The 17,234-nt window shown below is 72.1% G+C and carries 18 protein-coding genes; 11 read left to right on the forward strand and 7 right to left on the reverse strand.

The window, feature by feature from the left end; all coding sequences use genetic code 11:
* Positions 1-118 precede the first annotated feature (118 nt).
* The 4 genes from ACN261_RS05660 (at position 119) to ACN261_RS05675 (ending at position 3,666) form a co-directional block, all read left to right on the forward strand.
* Positions 119-2,515 carry a M28 family peptidase gene (locus ACN261_RS05660; RefSeq protein ID WP_425848761.1) on the forward strand — a complete coding sequence of 799 codons (2,397 nt, stop codon included), beginning with the start codon at positions 119-121 and terminating at the stop codon, positions 2,513-2,515.
* A gap of 80 nt (positions 2,516-2,595) precedes the next feature.
* Positions 2,596-2,811, forward strand: coding sequence for a toxin HicA (locus ACN261_RS05665; protein ID WP_425848763.1), 216 nt, complete (start codon positions 2,596-2,598; stop codon positions 2,809-2,811).
* Positions 2,811-3,152 carry a type II toxin-antitoxin system HicB family antitoxin gene (locus ACN261_RS05670; RefSeq protein WP_329015147.1) on the forward strand — a complete coding sequence of 114 codons (342 nt, stop codon included), beginning with the start codon at positions 2,811-2,813 and terminating at the stop codon, positions 3,150-3,152. Before ACN261_RS05665 ends, ACN261_RS05670 begins: the two co-directional genes overlap by 1 nt.
* A 64-nt stretch (positions 3,153-3,216) precedes the next feature.
* Positions 3,217-3,666 carry a GNAT family N-acetyltransferase gene (locus tag ACN261_RS05675; RefSeq protein ID WP_363791570.1) on the forward strand — a complete coding sequence of 150 codons (450 nt, stop codon included), beginning with the start codon at positions 3,217-3,219 and terminating at the stop codon, positions 3,664-3,666.
* 25 nt (positions 3,667-3,691) lie between these two features.
* Here the strand turns inward: ACN261_RS05675 and ACN261_RS05680 are convergent, their stop codons facing one another.
* From ACN261_RS05680 to ACN261_RS05690, 3 genes are all read right to left on the reverse strand, one after another.
* Positions 3,692-4,462, reverse strand: a complete 771-nt coding sequence (locus tag ACN261_RS05680; RefSeq protein WP_425848767.1) for a hypothetical protein — start codon at positions 4,460-4,462, stop codon at positions 3,692-3,694.
* Between the two features lie 195 nt (positions 4,463-4,657).
* Positions 4,658-4,912 carry a Smr/MutS family protein gene (locus ACN261_RS05685; protein WP_067315484.1) on the reverse strand — a complete coding sequence of 85 codons (255 nt, stop codon included), beginning with the start codon at positions 4,910-4,912 and terminating at the stop codon, positions 4,658-4,660.
* Positions 4,913-4,980: 68 nt separating this feature from the next.
* Positions 4,981-5,175, reverse strand: a complete 195-nt coding sequence (locus tag ACN261_RS05690; RefSeq protein ID WP_067315487.1) for a helix-turn-helix transcriptional regulator — start codon at positions 5,173-5,175, stop codon at positions 4,981-4,983.
* A 166-nt stretch (positions 5,176-5,341) separates the two neighbouring features.
* Here ACN261_RS05690 and ACN261_RS05695 point away from each other — a divergent pair, with 166 nt between their 5' ends.
* Positions 5,342-5,584 carry a hypothetical protein gene (locus tag ACN261_RS05695; RefSeq protein WP_425848769.1) on the forward strand — a complete coding sequence of 81 codons (243 nt, stop codon included), beginning with the start codon at positions 5,342-5,344 and terminating at the stop codon, positions 5,582-5,584.
* A gap of 33 nt (positions 5,585-5,617) precedes the next feature.
* Here ACN261_RS05695 and ACN261_RS05700 read toward each other — a convergent pair whose 3' ends face one another.
* The gene (locus tag ACN261_RS05700) at positions 5,618-5,986 is read right to left on the reverse strand and encodes a tetratricopeptide repeat protein (RefSeq protein WP_421484301.1); all 369 of its coding nucleotides are present in this window, start codon (positions 5,984-5,986) and stop codon (positions 5,618-5,620) included.
* A gap of 92 nt (positions 5,987-6,078) precedes the next feature.
* A complete protein-coding gene (locus ACN261_RS05705; protein ID WP_421484302.1) occupies positions 6,079-6,849 on the reverse strand; it encodes an ROK family protein in 771 nt (256 codons plus the stop codon).
* 325 nt (positions 6,850-7,174) lie between these two features.
* Here ACN261_RS05705 and ACN261_RS05710 point away from each other — a divergent pair, with 325 nt between their 5' ends.
* The 3 genes from ACN261_RS05710 (at position 7,175) to ACN261_RS05720 (ending at position 9,983) form a co-directional block, all read left to right on the forward strand.
* Positions 7,175-8,812, forward strand: coding sequence for an ABC-F family ATP-binding cassette domain-containing protein (locus tag ACN261_RS05710; protein WP_425848772.1), 1,638 nt, complete (start codon positions 7,175-7,177; stop codon positions 8,810-8,812).
* A gap of 37 nt (positions 8,813-8,849) precedes the next feature.
* Positions 8,850-9,164: a hypothetical protein gene (locus ACN261_RS05715; RefSeq protein ID WP_088646124.1), complete on the forward strand. Its 315-nt coding sequence runs from the start codon at positions 8,850-8,852 to the stop codon at positions 9,162-9,164.
* Positions 9,165-9,257: 93 nt separating this feature from the next.
* Positions 9,258-9,983, forward strand: coding sequence for a methyltransferase domain-containing protein (locus ACN261_RS05720; RefSeq protein WP_421484304.1), 726 nt, complete (start codon positions 9,258-9,260; stop codon positions 9,981-9,983).
* Between the two features lie 29 nt (positions 9,984-10,012).
* On the opposite strand, the gene ACN261_RS05725 is transcribed toward ACN261_RS05720, so the two are convergent.
* Complete coding sequence (locus ACN261_RS05725; protein WP_421484305.1) at positions 10,013-11,011, reverse strand: LacI family DNA-binding transcriptional regulator; 999 nt, start codon at positions 11,009-11,011, stop codon at positions 10,013-10,015.
* A gap of 127 nt (positions 11,012-11,138) precedes the next feature.
* Here ACN261_RS05725 and ACN261_RS05730 point away from each other — a divergent pair, with 127 nt between their 5' ends.
* The gene (locus tag ACN261_RS05730; protein ID WP_425848777.1) at positions 11,139-12,650 is read left to right on the forward strand and encodes an alpha-N-arabinofuranosidase; all 1,512 of its coding nucleotides are present in this window, start codon (positions 11,139-11,141) and stop codon (positions 12,648-12,650) included.
* 65 nt (positions 12,651-12,715) lie between these two features.
* On the opposite strand, the gene ACN261_RS05735 is transcribed toward ACN261_RS05730, so the two are convergent.
* Positions 12,716-14,218, reverse strand: a complete 1,503-nt coding sequence (locus ACN261_RS05735) for an amino acid permease (RefSeq protein WP_421484307.1) — start codon at positions 14,216-14,218, stop codon at positions 12,716-12,718.
* A gap of 760 nt (positions 14,219-14,978) precedes the next feature.
* Here ACN261_RS05735 and ACN261_RS05740 point away from each other — a divergent pair.
* Entirely contained in the window at positions 14,979-16,478 is a 1,500-nt protein-coding gene (locus ACN261_RS05740; RefSeq protein WP_425853561.1) for a glycoside hydrolase family 10 protein, read from the forward strand.
* Positions 16,479-16,654: 176 nt separating this feature from the next.
* Complete coding sequence (locus tag ACN261_RS05745) at positions 16,655-17,197, forward strand: phospholipase (RefSeq protein ID WP_421484308.1); 543 nt, start codon at positions 16,655-16,657, stop codon at positions 17,195-17,197.
* Positions 17,198-17,234 lie beyond the last annotated feature (37 nt).

Below are 17,234 nucleotides of genomic sequence, written 5' to 3' on the forward strand. Positions count from 1 at the left end.
TCACCAGGTGAGCGTCCGGTCAGCGCCGCGCGTCACGGTTCGGTTCCGGTACGCCCCGGCCGCGCCCCGGCGGGGGCAGGATGGTGCACCACCTCCGCACCACCTCCGAGGAGTTCCCGTGGGCGCACCCCCCGCCTCCGCCGCCGACCGGGCGCTGGCCCGGCCCCGGCGTCGTCCACCCGCCGCCCTGGCCGCCCTGCTGGCGCTGGTCGCGGTGGGCGCGGTCGTGCTGGTCACCCTGGCCACCCCGACGCCCCGGCCGGTCGACGCCCCGGCCGACGAGTTCAGCGCCGGGCGGGCGTACCGGACGGTGCAGACAGTGGCGCAACGCCCGCACCCGGCCGGCAGCGCCGCCAACGACCAGGTCCGTGAGCACCTGGTCGGGGTGCTGAGCGGGCTGGGCCTGCAGACCGAGGTGCAGGACACCGTCGCCCCGGAGGCCGGGCAGCTCAGCGGGGCGGCCGGCGGGGCAACCTTCGCCCGGGTCCGCAACGTGGTGGCCCGGCTGCCCGGGACCGCCTCCACCGGCCGGGTCTTCCTGGTGGCGCACTACGACTCGGTGCAGACCGGCCCGGGTGGCAACGACGACGCGGCCGGCACCTCCACCGTGCTGGAGGTGGCCCGCGCACTGGCCGCCGGCCCCCGCCCCCGCAACGACGTCGTGTTCGTGCTGACCGACGCCGAGGAGGCCTGCCTGTGCGGGGCGGCGGCCTTCGCGGCGAGCCACCCGCTGGCCGCCGACGGCGGGGTGGTGCTCAACCTGGAGGCGCGGGGCTCCACCGGTCCGGTGATCATGTTCGAGACGTCCCGGAACAACGCCGAACTGGTGGCCGCCTTCGGCCGGGGCGCCCCGCACCCGGTGGGCACCTCGTTCGCGGTGGAGATCTACCGGGCGCTGCCCAACGACACCGACTTCACCGCCTTCCTCGACAACGACTTCGTCGGGTTGAACGCGGCGTACATCGACGGGGGCGCGATCTACCACACCCCGCTGGACACCCCGGCGGCGATGGACCGGGGCAGCCTCCAGATGCACGGCGACAACGCGCTCGGGCTGGCCCGGGAGTTCGGCCGCACCGACCTGACGGCGCTGCGCGCCGGCCACGACGCCACCTACTTCCCGGTGCCGGGCGGGCTGGTCCGCTACCCCGGCTGGCTGACCTGGCCACTGGCCGCCCTGGCGGTGCTCGGGGTGCTGGTCCTGGGTTGGCTGGTCCGCCGCACCGGTCGGGCCGGGGCCGGTCGGCTGGCCGCCGGGTTCGGGCTGGCGCTGGTGCCGATCGTGGCCGCCCCGGTCGCCGCCCAACTGCTGTGGGCGGGGATCACCGCGCTGCGCCCCGGCTACGCCGAGCTGCTCGACCCGTACCGGCCGGTCTGGTACCGGTTGGCGGTGGTGGCGCTCGCCGCAGCGATCCTGCTCGCCTGGTACGCGCTGACCCGCCGCCGGGTGGGCCCGGCGGCGCTGGCCGTCGGTGGCCTGGGCTGGCTGGCCGTGCTCGGGGTGGTGCTGGCGGCGCTGGTGCCCGGTGGGGCGTACCTGGCCACCCTGCCGGCGCTGGCCGGCGCGGTCGCCGGCCTGGTGGCGCTGCGTACCCGGATCGACGGCCCGTGGCCGGTGGTCGCGGTGACCCTGGCCGGCACGGTCGCCGTGGTGATCCTGCTGCCCACGGTGGTGCTGCTCTTCCCTGCGCTGGGGATGGCGATGGGTGGGGTGGCGGCGCTGTTCGCGGTGCTGCTCGGGCTGGCCGCGCTGCCGGTGCTCGACCTGCTGCACCCGGCGGCCGGCGGCCAGCGCGGCCTGGTCGCCGCCCGCGCCCGCCGGCTCGGCGCGCTGCCGACCGTCGCCGCCGCGCTCGCCGCCGCCCTGTTCGCCGGGGTCGGCCTGGCGGTCGACCGGTTCGACGCCGACCACCCCGTGCCCACCCACCTGATGTACGCCCTCGACGCCGACACCAACGAGGCGCAGTGGCTCACCCGGGAGGCCGACCCGCAGCCGTGGACCGCCGGATACGTCGACGGTCCCGCCGCCGTCGACGGCTTCCCCGGCCTGGGCGATCCGGACCTGCGCGGCGGCCCGGCACCGGCGGCTAACCTGCCCGCGCCTACGGTGCAGGTGCTGGCGGACACCACCGCCGGTGGGCTGCGCACCCTGCGGCTGCGGCTGCTCCCCCAGCGCACCGTCCGGCTGGCCACCCTGCACGTCGACACGACCACCGCCGAGGTGACCCGGGCCGAGGTGGCCGGTCGGGAGGTACCGGTCGAGCGGCAGCCGGGCGTCGAGGAGACTCCGGCCGACCGGTGGGGCTTCGGGATCGTCTTCCACGCCCCACCTGCCGAAGGGGTCGAGATCACCCTGACCGTGGTGTCCCGGGCGGGGCAGGTGGCGGTGCGGGCGATGGACGCCAGCGACGGGCTGGAGGGGCTGCCGGGGTTCCGTCCCCGGCCTGCGGGGGTGGGGGTGGTGGGGTCGCACACCTCGGAGATGCTGGCGGTCGCCCGCACCTATCCACTCTGACGATCTGACGAAGGCTGGGCCCATAGCACCGCCGGTAGTACCATCCGCCTGTCTCCTCGGTGAGTCGGATCATGGAAGCGATGCGGACCAACCCACAGGGCATCGCCTACGACGACCTCAAGCGGGTGTGCGAGCGCTACTTCGGAACGCCTCGGCAGGAGGGCACCTCCCACGCGGTGTTCAAGATGCCGTGGGCCGGAGACCCACGGGTGAACATTCAGAACGACAGAGGCAAGGCCAATGCCTACCAGGTACGACAGGTCCTCAAGGCGATCGAGAAGAAGGAGGCCATGTGATGCAGGACGTTCGCCCCGAGGTGAGCCACTACACCTATCGCGTCACGTGGTCGGCGCAGGACAACGAGTTCGTCGCCACCTGCGCCGAGTTTCCCTCGCTGTCCTGGCTGGCCCCCTCGCAGATCGAAGCCCTGCAAGGACTCCGCGACCTGCTGTGTGAGGTGGTCGCGGACCTGGAGCAGCAGGGCGAGGAAGTCCCGGAGCCGTTTGCCGATCGGAGCTACTCGGGCAAGTTCAACGTGCGTGTCGGTGAAAGCCTGCACCGCGAGTTGGCCATCCATGCCGCAGAAGACGGGATGAGCCTCAACCAGTACGTCGTACGGAAGCTGTCGGCAGCCTGAACACGGTGCGATGGCCCGGATAACCGGTCGCCCGGACCGGGCGGGGCGGACTACGGTCCGCAGGATGCGGCTGGAGAAGGTCACCCCGGAGAACTACGAGGCGGCGCTCAAACTGTCGGTGCGCCCCGATCAGGAGGATCTGGTCGGACCGGTGGTCAAGTCACTGGCCGAGGCGTACGTCTTCCCGGACATCGCCTGGCCGAGGCTGATCTTCGACGGCGACCGGTTGGTCGGCTTCCTGATGGCCTTCCTCGACTACGCGTGGGGCGACAACCCCGATGACGTCCGGTCCGGCCTCTGGAAACTCAACATCGCCGCCGACGACCAGGGGAAGGGTTACGGTCGGTTCGCCGTCGAGGCGGTGTGCGCGGAGATCCGCGCCCGGGGCGGCAACCGGGCGTACGTCACCTGGGTGCCCCGCGAGGGCGGGGCGGAGGGCTTCTATCTGAAGCTGGGCTTCCGGCCGACCGGCGAGCAGAGCGAGGGGGAGACGGTCGCCGTCCTGGACTTCTGACCGGCCGTCGTGATCGTACCTGGGACTATTGGAACTGACTCATCCGCCGAACTGCCCGCTCTAGCTGCTTGACCAAGTGAGGCAAAGTATCGGCGACCTGGGCAGCCGCGCGGACGCTGCGGCCGAAACTGTCACCCTCGAACACCTCCGCAGCGTATGCAGCAGCGCGGGCACTACGGTCGAAACTGCCTTCGCCGAACACTTCGGCCGCGTAAGCAAGGGACCGTGCCGTCTGGCCGCTCACCCCACCTCCAACCGCCGCAATGGTCGCAATGATGCCTCTAAGCTCCGCGACGGTCTCAGAGTTGGCCACGCCAGTCTCCTCCAACCGCTTGGTCACAGCCTCAAGCCGCTCTAGTGGAGGTTCCGCGAGTTCCGTCAGCACCCTGCCCAGGGTCTCAGTGTCGGGTACTCGCAACCTGGCAAGCACGGCGCCCGCCTCACCCTCATGCCGAGCCTTCCAAGACTTCAGCACCTCGGGCGTATACCGGCTCTCGTCGCCGTCCACCTCCTCGTGATGGGCCAGGCAGAGTAGGAGCAAGTTGGCAAACGAGTCACGTTCCTCCGCAGACATCTCTCCCTGGAACCGGGCAGACTTCGGCTTCACGCCGTAAATGTGGGCTACCTGAGAGTTCTTCTGGTACACACCGGGCCGCACCTCCAGCACGACCGGCATTGGGCAGTTGGGGGCATAGCACTGGCCGTTACTGACGGTCCAGAGAGCGGCCAACATCGCTGGGGGAAGGTTCTTTCGCTCGCCAGCACCCTCAGCACTAGGCTTAGTGGTCGTCGTCACCACCACAGAATGTCATCGACCTATGACCAAAGCTACAACGTCAGGATGAGCCATACGAGCACCTCAGATGTTCCAGCCAGCGCCACCCCGCGCTCTCATCGATCCGCTAACTCCCCAAACAATGCGACGTACCCGCTGGAGACACGCTCCGGTCGTCGCTGTCCACATGAGCACAGGAACCGCCGCCCAACAGCGCTACTTCCAACGGAAGTGGACGAAGAGGCGGCCGAAGTTCTTGGAGTCCTTCTCGACCCGGTGGTAGAGCTGCTTGACGTCCTTCTGGTCGAGGAACCGCAGCACCTTCTTCTTGAGCTGACCGGACCCCTTACCGGGGATGATCTCGACCAGGGTGGCCTTCTTCGCCACCGCCTCGTCCATGATCCCGCGCAGGGCACGGTCGATGTCGTGACCCTTGTTGAAGATGTCGTGCAGGTCCAGCTTGAGCTTCATCCCGCCTCCCCCACCTGCGCAGCCCCCATGGCAGGCCCATCGTAGGCCGGCACGCGTCGGCGCGAGGCTCAGGCTTCGTCGGGCAGGTTCGGCCGGTGCTCGCGGATCCAGGCCTCGATGTCCTCGGTACGCCAGATCCGGCCGGTGGCGAGCGACTCGTAGGGCTTCGGCCAGTCGGGGCGCTTCATCAACTGCTCGACGCGTTGCCTGCTCACGCCCAGCCGCATCCGGATCTCGTACGCGCCCATGAGATGCCGGCCCATGAACCGGAGGCTAGACACCTCCCCACTGGGCAAGACCCTAGTTGGGCGACACCCTACTAGGGCCTTGACTAGGGGGTAACGTAGCGACCACCCTGAGACGGTGAAACCGCTGAACGTTTCCCGGGTGCATGCCCGCCCAGGCGGGGCTGTCCGGCCACACGTACCGATGCGGCCGCTCTGGTTGTGCCGGGTGTGCGCCGCGCCCTGGCCGTGTCAGCCCGCCCGGCTGCTGCTGATCCTCGAATACCGGCGGGACCGGGTTGGGCTGTCCGTCCACATGGCCGGGCGGCTGTTCGACGCCACCGGTGACCTGGTCACCCTCAACCCGAACGCCGTACCCACCCCGACGGAACTGTTCGACAGGTTCCTGGCCTGGACCAGACGCGGAACCGGGCCGGGGGACGGGTAGAAACCCCGTCCCCCGGCCCGGTGTCGTCAGACGTCAGCGACCGTTGCCGACCCGGCTCTCCACCCGGCGCAGCGCGGTCACGTAGTCGTCGTTGGTCGAGTGCATGGCCGCCGCGATGCGCAGGTGGCGCAACGCGTCCGGGAAGCGGTTCAGCCGCTCCAGCGTCCGGCCCAGCACGTGGTGGGCGTAGTGGTCGCTGGGGTCCCGGTCGACCAGCTCCCGCAACTGCTCCTCGGCGCGGCCGAGCTGGGCGGTCTGGAAGTACGCCCGGGCCAGCAGCTGACGTACGGAGGAGTTGCCGGGCTCGGCCGCCACGATCGGCTCCAGCAGCCGGACCGCTCCGCTCGGGTCACCCATCTCGAAGTACATGGTCGCCCGTCGGTACTCCGCCAGAAGATCCATCCCGACCCACCCCCTCGCGTCACGTCGCCATTGCTCCGACGCTGGCACAACACCGGGCGTACCGCGAGTGTTCCTGGGGGTCGACTTGTGGCTCAGGAGGCCGGCTCGTCCCGTTCGCCCGTCAACTGCCAGGCCCGGACCCCGCCGACGATTCCGGCCGTGTTGGGCACGATCACCACGTCGTCGCCCATCCGGGCCACCTGCTCGGGGCGGATCAGCCGCGAGTTGCCGCCGCCGAGATAGAGCCGGTCCCAGCGGAACACCGGCCGCAGCCCGTCCACCACCTGCCGGATGCGCCGGGACCAGAAGGCGTCGCCGAGCCGCCGCCGCTCCGGCTCCCCGACGTACGTGTCGTAGGTGGTGCCCCAGCGGACCGGGGCGTGCGACAGCTCCAGGTGCGGGGCGAGCCGCCCACCGTCGAAGAGCGCGCTGCCCAGCCCGGTGCCGAGGGTCAGCACCAGCTCGCAGCCGGTCCCGGCGACCACCCCCGCACCGTGCACCTCGGCGTCGTTGAGCACCAGCGCCGGCATCCCGAACGCCTCGGTGACGGCCCGCCGCGCGTCGTACCCGGACCACTCGGCGAGCAGGTCGGGGTCGACCCGGCTGCGCGGCCCGGACCGGGTCACGTAGTGCGGCGTGGCCACCACGACCCCGTGCCGGATCATGCCCGGCATCCCCACCGTGACCCGGTCCGCCGGGGGCAGCCGGCCGGCCAGCTCCAGCAGCGTCTTGACGAACAGCTCCGGCGGCAACGGGTACGGGGTGTCCACCCGGATCACCGGTGCCCGCAGGGTGCCGTCCCCGTCCAGCACCGAGCCCTTGATGCCGCCGCCGCCGCAGTCGATCGCCAACGTCAATCCCACACCCCCACCTTGCCCCACCCGCCCCCGTTCCTCCCGCCCCTCCCCCACCTTCCGCCGACGAGGCCGGCAGCCCGACCACCGGCCGCCCCGGGAGACGTGCCGGCGGTGACGACGGGCGGCGGTGGCGACGGGCGGCGGTGGCGACGGGCGGCGGTGACCGGCAGAGGCGGCAGGGGCGCAGGTTCGTGGAGAGTTGTTGTCGCCATGGCCGCAAGAACTCTCCACGATCTGGCGCACGGACCACCGCCCCCGTCGACTGGGCGGCAGCAGGGCGGGCCGCGCGATGTCCCCGCCCCGGATCGGCGGGCGCTAGGCTCGGGGCCTCATGAGCGCCACGATGATCGCCAAGGGACTCGCCGCCGGGCACGGGGAGCGGATGCTCTTCACTGACCTCGACCTGGTCGTCGCTCCCGGCGACGTGGTGGGGCTGGTGGGGGTCAACGGGGCCGGCAAGTCGACGCTGCTGCGCACGCTGGCCGGGGTGCAGCCGGTGGAGGAGGGCAGCGTCACGCTGAGCCCGCCGGGGGCCTCGGTGGGCTACCTGCCGCAGGAGACGGAACGGCGGGCGGGCGAGACGGTCCGCGACTTCCTGGCCCGACGGACCGGGGTCACCGGGGCGCAGGCCGCCCTGGACGCCGCCGCCGAGGCGCTCACCGCGGGCACGACCGGGGCGGACGACGCGTACGCCGGGGCGTTGGAGCGGTGGCTCGACCTCGGCGGGGCGGACCTGGAGGAACGCGCCGAGCAGGTCGCCGCCGAGTTGGGGCTCACCGTCGACCTGGACCATCCGATGACCGGTCTGTCAGGCGGCCAGGCGGCCCGCGCCGGGCTGGCCTCCCTGCTGCTCAGCCGGTACGACGTCTTCCTGCTCGACGAGCCCACCAACGACCTGGACCTGGCCGGCCTGGACCGGCTGGAACGGTTCGTCACCGGGCTGCGCGCCGGCACGGTGCTGGTCAGCCACGACCGGGAGTTCCTGACCCGGACGGTGACCCGGGTGCTCGAACTCGACCTGGCACAGCAGCAGGTCCGGCACTACGGCGGCGGCTACGGCGCGTATCTGGAGGAGCGGGAGGTGGCCCGCCGGCACGCCCGCGCCGACTTCGAGGAGTACGCCGACACCCGGGCCGCGTTGGAGGCCCGTGCCCGCACCCAGCGGGCCTGGATGGAGAAGGGCGTGAAGAACGCCCGCCGCAAGGCCACCGACAATGACAAGATCGGCCGGAAGTTCCGGGCTGAGTCGACGGAGAAGCAGGCGGCGAAGGCGAAGCAGACCGAGCGGCTGATCGAACGCCTCGACGTGGTCGAGGAGCCCCGCAAGGAGTGGGAACTGCGGATGGAGATCGCCGCCGCGCCCCGGGCCGGTGCGGTGGTGGCCTCGCTGCGCGACGCGGTGGTCCGCCGGGGCGCCTTCACCCTGGGGCCGGTGAACCTCCAGATCGACTGGGCCGACCGGGTGGCGATCACCGGGGCGAACGGCTCCGGCAAGACCACCCTGCTCGGCGCGCTGCTGGGCCGGCTGCCGCTCGACGCCGGGCACGCCGCGCTCGGGCCGGGGGTGGTGGTCGGCGAGGTCGACCAGGCCCGGGGGCTGTTCCTCGGCGACGAGCCGTTGCTGGAGGCGTTCGGGGCCGCCGTACCGGAGATGATGCCGGCGGACGTGCGGACGCTGCTGGCCAAGTTCGGCCTGCGCGCCGCGCACGTGCTGCGGCCGGCGGCGACGCTGTCGCCGGGCGAACGGACCCGGGCGGCGCTGGCGCTGCTGCAGGGCCGGGGGGTCAACCTGCTGGTGCTGGACGAGCCGACCAACCACCTCGACCTGCCGGCCATCGAGCAGTTGGAGTCGGCACTGGCCGGCTACCCGGGGACGCTGCTGCTGGTCACCCACGACCGGCGGATGCTGGAGGCGGTCAGCGTCGACAGGCGGCTGCGGGTCGCCGACGGGCGGATCGCCGAAGACTGATCCGTGCCGCCCGTCGGCCGCCGGGTGACAATGGGTCATGCTCAGATGGGAGTACGCGCTGCTGGTGCGCCGTCGCCAGCCGACCGCCTCCGACCTCAGCTGGGAGGTCGTCTTCGTCTGGTACGGCCCGGACGGCTCGATGACCGACGTCACCGCCTACGGCGACACCGCGCTGGCGCACCTGAACCGGGCCGGTGACCAGGGCTGGGAACTCGTCGGGATGAGCGAGGACCCGTCCCTGGAGGGCCACAACGAGCTGCACCGCTACCACCTCAAGCGCCCGAAGGCGGCAGGTGCGCCCCGGCAGCGCATCCGGGCCGTCGGCCGGCCGACCCGACGAGCCGGCGGCTGACCCGGCGCTGGCGGCTGACCCGGCCGACGCCGGCGCACCGGATCGGGTGGTGTGCCGGGCCGGGAAGCGGGTAACGGCCGGCGGGAGGTGGCCATGGTCGCGTTGGCGCAGGCACCGCCCTCGGCCGAACGGCTGCGGGCGCTCGACGGGTTCCTCGAAGCGGCCTGGGCCGAGCAGGCCCGCCACGACGAGCGGTTACGCGGGCTCGGCGTCCAGGTGCGGTTCGACCGGGGGGTCGCCCACCTGAGCGGGGAGGTGCCCGCACCGGAGCAGTTGCGGCTGGTCCGCGAGCTGGTCGGCCGGCTGGCCGGGGTGTACGGCGTGTGGGGGCGGGTGCGGGTCGCCGGCCGGGACCCGGTGGTGGTGGACCTGGGCTGCGGCGGTCAGAAGCAGTACCCGACGAACCTGGGGTTGGACATCTTCCCCGCCCCGGGGGTGGACGCGGTGGCGGACCTGTCCGGGTCGCTGCCGCTGGCCGACGACTCCGTCGACGTAATCTTCACGGTGCACATACTGGAGCACCTGATCGACTTCCTGCCGCTCGTGGACGAGTGCCACCGGGTGCTGCGCCCGGGTGGCGTGCTGCACGTGATGAGCCCCTGGTGGGGGCATGTCAACGCGGTGGCCGACCCGACCCACGTGCGGCTGCTGGACGTACAGACGATCAAGGGGGTGTGCGGTCAGCGCCCGCCGGGGACGCCGCGCTGGTATCCGCTGCACGCCGGCTGCGACGGTGCGTCCATCTTCGCCGACCTGACCCCGCTGCCCGCCGACGCGCCACCGGTGTCCCCCGCCCACCTGGCCCGCTTCTTCGACTGACCGGGGCGACGCCACCCGACCGGGCCGGGTCAGGTGGTGCTCTCCCGGAAGGCCAGCCGGTGCGGGGCGGTAACCTCCCGGGCGGGTGCGTCCCGCTCACCGGCCAGCCGTCCGGCGAGCAGGTCGACGGCGAGCCGGGCGATCCGTTCCTTGTCCGGGCTGACCGTGGTCAGGGTGGGGACGCTGAACCGGCCGTCCTCGATGTCGTCGAAGCCGGCGACGGCGACGTCGGCGGGAACCCGCAGACCGGCCTCGTGCAGGGCGCGCAGCGCGCCGAGGGCGAGGGTGTCGCTGAAGCAGAAGACCGCGTCCGGGCGGGCACCGGAGGCGAGCAGGTGACGCAGGGCGGCGGCCCCGTCGGCGCGGTGCCAGGCCGGCGTGGCGGCGACGAGGCGCTCGTCGTACCCGATGCCGGCATCGGCCAGGGCGGCGGTGTAGCCGGCCAGCCGCAGGCGGGCGCCGGCGCCCTCGGGGGTGTGTTGCGCGCCGACGGCGGCGACCCGGCGGCGGCCGAGACCGATCAGGTGGGCGGTCATCTCCCGGGCGGCGGTCACGTTGTCGATCATCACGTGGTCGGCCCGGCCGTGGTCCGTCCGCTCGCCGAGCAGCACCATCGGCAGTTCCAGGCCGACGAGGTCGTCGGCGGACAGCGACAGCGGACTGAAGATCAACCCGTCGATCATGTGGTCGCCGACGCCGGCGGCGGCCACCTTCTCCCGTTCCCGGCCACCGCCGGTCTGGTCGATGAGCACGGTCCAGCCGTGGTCGGCGGCGGCGGCCACCACGTGCCGCGCCAGCTCGGCGAAGTACGGCACGTCCAGCTCCGGCACGGCGAGGGCGATCACGCCGGTACGCCCCTTGCGCAGGTTGCGGGCCGACAGGTTGGGTCGGTAGCGCAGTTCGGCGATGGCCGCCTCGACCCGGGCCCGGGTCTCCGGACGGACGTGCTGGTAGCCGTTGACCACGTTCGACACGGTCTTGACCGACACCCCGGCCCGCTCGGCGACGTCCTTGAGGCGGTGGCGCACGTCCCCGCTCCCTCCCGCGTCGGTGGCCCGCGACAGATCCTTTACAACGTTGGCGACCACGGTATACAAACGCGGGGCGGTGCATCGACCGCAGTCGCTCCGAGCAGCTCAGGGAAGAGGTGGGCCCGTGCGCGCAGCGCGGATGACGATCGACCCGGCCTTCACGATCGGCCAGGTGGACCGCCGGCTCTTCGGTTCCTTCGTGGAACACCTGGGCCGCTGCGTGTACGGCGGCATCCACGAACCGGGACACCCCGGAGCCGACCCGCACGGCCTGCGCCGCGACGTGCTGGAGCTGACCCGGGAACTGGGCGTCTCCGTGGTCCGCTACCCCGGCGGCAACTTCGTCTCCGGCTACCGCTGGGAGGACGGCGTCGGCCCGGTCGACGACCGCCCCCGCCGGCTGGACCTGGCCTGGAAGACCATCGAGACCAACGCGTTCGGCCTCGACGAATTCATGACCTGGGCGACCGCCGCGCAGGTCGAGCCGATGATGGCGGTCAACCTCGGCACCCGGGGCGTGCAGGAGGCGTGCGACCTGCTGGAGTACGCCAACCACCCGGGCGGCACCCGGCTGTCCGACCTGCGCCGCGCACACGGCGCGCAGGAGCCGTACGGGGTGCGGCTGTGGTGCCTCGGCAACGAGCTGGACGGCCCCTGGCAGGTCGGCCACAAGACCGCCGAGGAGTACGGCCGGCTCGCCGCCGAGACCGCGCGGGCGATGAAACTGATCGACCCCTCGATCAGCCTGGTCGCCTGCGGCAGTTCCGGCCGGGGCATGCCCACCTTCGCCTCCTGGGAGGCGACCGTCCTGGAACACACCTACGAGCAGGTCGACTACGTCTCGGCGCACACCTACTACGACCCGACCGACGGCGACCGGGCCAGCCTGCTCGCCTCGGCCGTCGACATGGACCAGTTCATCAGCGAGGTCGTCGCCACCGCCGACCACGTGGCCGCCCGGCTGCGGCAGACCCGCAAGCTGAAGATCTCCTTCGACGAGTGGAACGTCTGGTACCAGTCCCGCGTCCAGGCGGACCTGGACCGGCGCGGCTGGGTCGAGGCGCCGGAGCTGCTCGAAGACGAGTACACGGCAGTCGACGCGGTGGTCGTCGGCGACCTGCTGATCACGCTGCTCCGGCACGCCGACCGGGTCGGCGTGGCCTGCCAGGCGCAACTGGTCAACGTGATCGCCCCGATCCGCACCCGCACCGGCGGGCCGGCCTGGCGGCAGAGCATCTTCCACCCGTTCGCCCTGACCGCCCGGTACGCCACGGGCACCGTGCTGCGCACCGAGCCGGTCTCACCGCACTACGTCACGAAGCGGTACGGCGACGTGCCGGTGCTGGACACCGTCGCGCTGCACGACGAGGAGTCCGGCGCGCTGACCGTGTTCGCGGTCAACCGGGGCACCGACGACCTCCCCCTGGATCTCGACCTGCGGGGTCTGTCGGGGCTGCACCAGGTGCAGCACCTCGCGCTCGTCGCCGGGGACGACCCGGACGCGGTCAACACCGAGGCCGAGCCGGACCGGGTGACCCCCCGGGAGCTGCCCACCGGCACCGTCGACGGCGACCGCTGTGCCGTACGCCTGCCGGGGATCTCCTGGAACCTGCTGCGTTTCGCGCCACGCCCCTGACCCGACCGTGCCCCGACGGCGGGCCGGGTGCCGGCAGGGGCCACCGGCCGGCACCCGACGGGCGGTCAGGCGGAGGCGGGCTCCTTGGCGCGCTCCTCGGCCTCCTGGAGGGCGAGGCGGTTGCGCCGGTAGCCGTAGCAGAAGTAGACGACACCGCCGAGCGCCATCCAGACCAGGAACCTGATCCAGGTCTCGACCGACAGGTTGAGCGTCAGGTAGAGGCAGGCCAACGCGGTGAAGATCGGCAGCACCGGGGAGAACGGGACCCGGAACGGCCGTTCCAGGTCGGGGCGCTTGCGACGCAGGATCGGCACCGCGATCGAGACGATCATGAAGGCGCAGAGCGCGCCGATGCTGACCAGGTCGGCCAGGGCCGACAGCGGCAGGAACCCGGCGAGCAGCGCCACCGCGACCGTCATCACCGCCGAGATCCGGTACGGCGTCCCCCAGCGCGGGTGGATCTTCGCCACGGCGGGCGGGAGCAGGCCGTCCCGGGAGATGGCGAAGCCGATCCGGCCCATGGCCACCAGGTCGACCAGGATCACGCTGGTCAGGCCGGCGACGGCGGCGATGGAGACGAGCACCCCGGCCCAGCCCGCGCCGACCGCGTTGAAGGCCGCGGCGATCGGGGCACCCCGGTCGATCTCGGCGTACGGCACCATGCCGACCACGACCAGCGAGACGCCGATGTAGAGCGTGGTGGAGATCAGCAGGGTGCCGAACAGACCCAGGGTCAGGTCCCGCTTGGGCCGCCGGGTCTCCTCACCCAGGTTCGCCACCGCCTCGAAACCGGTGTACGCGAAGAAGACCACGGCGGCGGCGGTGAGCACCCCGACGAAACCGAAGACGGAGGGTTCCAGCCCGAACAGCGCCTGGGTGACGGGCTGCTTGATCCCGTCGTCGCCGGCGCCGGCCGGCTCGGCCGGCGGGATGAACGGGGTGAGGTTGGCCGCCTTGACGAAGAACAGCCCGGCGACGATGACGAAGACGCAGATGCCGACCTTCACCAGGACCAGCAGGTTGGTGATCCGGGCCGACTCGCGGATGCCGACGATGGCGACGACGCCGAGCAGCAGCACGATGCCGATCGCCCCGACGTTGACCACGCTGCCCTCTTCGGCGAACCAGGTGCTCGGCAGGCCGAACAGTTCGGCGAGGTAACCGGACCAGCCCCGGGCCACCACCGCCGCGCCGAGCGCGAACTCCAACAGCAGGTCCCACCCGATGATCCACGCGACGATCTCGCCCATCGTGGCGTACGCGTAGGTGTAGGCGCTGCCGGCGGTCGGCACGCTGGACGCCAGTTCGGCGTAGCAGAGGGCGGCGAGCAGGGCGACCGCTCCGGCGATGGCGAACGAGATCACCACACCCGGCCCGGCGCTGTCGCGCGCCTCGATGCCGGTGAGGGTGAAGATGCCGGTGCCGATCACGATGCCGATGCCGAACCCGGTGAGGTCGCGGGCCCCGAGTCGTCGTTTCAGACCGGGGGTGCCGTCACTGCCGTCGGCGTTGCCCTGGGCAACCACGTCCCTGATCGGTTTGGTTCGCAGCACGGACACTGCGCTCACCCCTCCCACCACCGCGACCGCCCTGCTGACGGCCGGTGCCGGGCGTTGCTACCCACCCCAACCCCACCCCAATCACCCCACCAATATCAACCCCCCGTCCCCCGATAACCACTTTCGGTCACCCCCCCCATCCGCACGCTCTCCCCACCCACCCCTTGCACCCACATCCCAAGTATGAAAATTTCCTCCCATCCCCCCACCCACCCCGCCACTTCCCGCCACCCCCCTCTTCCCCCGCCTCACCCCACCCACCCCACCCGCCCTCGGTGATCAAGAGGTTTGCGTCAATTCCGGCGCGTCCGCTGACGCAAACCTCTTGATCGACTGACGCAAACCTCTTGATCACCGGGGCGAGGTGGGGTGGGGAGCGGCCGGAGGGTGGGGGAGGGGAAGGGCGAGCGGCCGGAGGGGTGGGGTGCCGGAGGGGCGGCAGGGCGAGCGACGGAGGAGGCGGGCGGTGGGGCGGGACCGGAGGAGGGAGAGTGTGGTGAGCAGGCTCGGGATCGGTGTGATCGGGTTGGCGCTGGTGGTGGTCGGTGGGCTCGCGGCGGGCGGGCCGGCCGCGGCCACCGGCGGGGGAACCGGAACGGCCGCGGCCACCGGTGGGGGAACCGGAACGGCGGCAGCCACCGGCGGGGGAACCGGGTCGGCGGCGGCAGCCACCGGGGGTGCCGCGACGGTCGGGCCGGCGGCCGGCGGCGGCACGGCGGGTGACGCCTGTGTGGTCGATCCGGCGGTGCCGAAGCGGCAGTTCCGGGCCATGTGGATCTCGTCGGTGGTGAACATCGACTGGCCGAGCGCGGGTTCCCGTACCGCCCCCGACCGGATCGCCGCCCAGCAGGCCGAGTACCGGGGCTGGCTCGACCTGGCGCAGCGGCTGCACCACAACGCGGTGGTGGTGCAGGTCCGGCCGACCGCCGACGCGTTCTGGCCGTCGCCGTACGAGCCGTGGTCGGAGTACCTGACCGGGGTACGGGGGCAGGACCCGGGCTGGGATCCGCTGGCCTTCCTGGTGGCCGAGTCACACCTGCGGAACCTGGAGTTCCACGCCTGGTTCAACCCGTACCGGATCTCCATGCCGGCACCCGGGGGCGCGGGCGCCGACCTGGGGCAGCTCGCCCCGGACCACCCGGCCCGGCGGCACCCGGAGTGGACCTTCGCCTACCCGCCGGCCGGCGTCGCCGGCAGCCGGCTCTACTACGACCCCGGGGTACCGCAGGTCCGCGAGTTCGTCCAGACCGCGATGCTGGACGCGGTCCGCCGGTACGACCTCGACGGCGTGCACTTCGACGACTACTTCTACCCGTACCCCAGTGGGTCCTACCCGGTGCCCGACGACGCCACGTTCGCCGCGTACCACCGGGGGTTCACCGACCGGGCCGCCTGGCGGCGGGACAACATCGACCTGCTGATCCAGGAGATGGGCGGCCGGATCAAGGCGGTCAAGCCGTGGGTGAAGTTCGGGGTGAGCCCGTTCGGCATCTGGCGCAACGCCAGCGCCGACCCGGACGGCTCGGACACCACCGGCAGCCAGTCGTACGACATCATCTCGGCCGACACCCGCAGGTGGGTCAGGCAGGAGTGGATCGACTACATCGTGCCGCAGCTCTACTGGTACATCGGCCAGTATCCGGCCGCCGACTACGCCCGCCTGGTGCCCTGGTGGGCGCAGACGGTGCGGGGCACCCGGGTGCAGCTCTATATCGGCCAGGCGGACTACAAGAGCGGCGACCCGGCCTACGGTACGTACTGGATGAACCCGCAGGAGCTGTCGGACCACCTGACGCTGAACCGGGCGTACCCGGAGGTGCTCGGCAACGTGCACTTCTCGGCCGTGCAGGTGCGGGCCGACCGGCTGGGCGCGACGAGCCGCTACGCCGCCACCCACTACTCCCGCCCGGCGCTGGTGCCGACCATGGCGCACCTGCCGGCGAAGCCACTGCCGCGCCCGGTGTTCACCCGCGCCGAGCGCACCGCCGACGGGGTACGGCTGCGCTGGCGGCAGCCGGCGGGCGGGACGGGCCCGCTCGCCGACGCCACCTCGTACGCGGTCTACCGCTTCGACGGGGTCGGGCCGGTCGACGGGTGCGGCCGGGCCGACGCCGCGCACCTGGTCGGCACGGTCCGGGCCACCCCGGGGCGGCAGCAGTCCTGGGTGGACGGCACCGCCGAGCCCGGCCGGGCGTACACCTACCAGGTGACCGCGCTGGACCGGTCGTGGAACGAGAGCGCCGCCTCGCCGGCCCGGGTGGTGCGCTGACCTGATCGACCACGGACGCCCCGGGTGCCCACGCACCCGGGGCATTCGTCTGTTTCGACGTATGTCACCAATACGTCGCCTCCGCCACGCCACAGCGACCGGATATTGATCGAGACTGATCGAACTCCGGTGACCAGCCGGTGACGCACCGTACCGCCCATCCCGCGGAGGAAAACTTGTCCCGTCGTCTCGCCACCGCCCTCGCCGCCGGCACGTTCGCCCTGCTCAGCGTGCTCGGCGTCGGCTCACCCGCGTCCGCTGCGGTGAGCACCTCGCAGAAGCTCAGCGTGCTGAGCAGCTGGACCCAGACCAGCGCGAGCAGCTACAACGCCTGGAACGCCGGCCGCCTCAACCAGGCCGCCTGGGCCGACTACGGCTTCGACTGGTCCACCGACTACTGCTCGTCGAGCCCGGACAACCCGCTCGGCTTCACCTTCAACCTGTCCTGCTACCGGCACGACTTCGGCTACCGCAACCACAAGGCGATGGGGATCTTCTCGGCCAACAAGTCCCGCCTGGACAGCGCCTTCTACGAGGACCTGAAGCGGGTCTGCGCCACCTACAACTCCGTCGTCCGCCCGGCCTGCACCAGCCTCGCCTGGACGTACTACCAGGCGGTCAGCATCTTCGGTTCGGTCGCCGCCGTCTCCCAGGCCGACCTCGACCGGGCCGCCCGGATGAAGGCCGACGCCGAGCGGGCCGCCGCCCGACGCGGCTGACCACCGCCCGCACCCGACGCCCGGCCCGTCGTGCCGT

This window comes from Micromonospora sp. WMMD723, from assembly GCF_049863385.1.
GTDB classification, from domain to species: domain Bacteria; phylum Actinomycetota; class Actinomycetes; order Mycobacteriales; family Micromonosporaceae; genus Micromonospora; species Micromonospora wenchangensis.